Consider the following 524-nt stretch of genomic DNA (forward strand, 5'->3'; position numbering starts at 1 on the left):
CGGCTGTAGATGTCCTCTATCAGATAGAGGTAGTAATACTGGCCGCGCACGAGTGACGGCAAGTAGGTGATATCCCAGGACCACACTTGATTGGGCCCAGTCGCGGTATGGCTGGTTGGTACCGGCACATGACGCGGTGGCTGGCTACGGCCACGCCTGTGCTGCTGGTCAGCCGCCCGCAAGATGCGATAGAAGCTCGACTCACTGGCCAAGTAGCGCCCCTGGTCGGCCAGCCGTGGCACAATTTGACTCGGCGGCAACGAGGCGAACTCCTGGCTATTGCAGACGTCCAGCACGGCCTGCCGCTCCTCTGGGCTCAATGCATGAGCAGGTATGGAACGAACCGCATCCGGTCGCCTATCGGCACTCAGCTCAGGCCCGGCCAACCAGCGCTGGAGCGTGCGCAGACTCAGCCCCAACACCTCGGCCGCAGGATGCTTGCGGGCGCCAGCTTCAAGCGCTTCGCGCCACCATGCAACGTATTGCTGCCGCTCTGGCAACGAGGTCAGTTGTCCTCGTCGACG

At 62.8% G+C, this 524-nt stretch carries 1 pseudogene; it reads right to left on the reverse strand.

What is annotated here, in order from left to right:
* A pseudogene (locus MUW49_RS18430) lies at positions 1–524 on the reverse strand (IS3 family transposase); the annotation flags it as partial.

The sequence above is a fragment of the Aeromonas sp. LsrichE-8G genome (genome assembly GCF_022869435.1).
GTDB lineage: Bacteria > Pseudomonadota > Gammaproteobacteria > Enterobacterales > Aeromonadaceae > Aeromonas > Aeromonas caviae.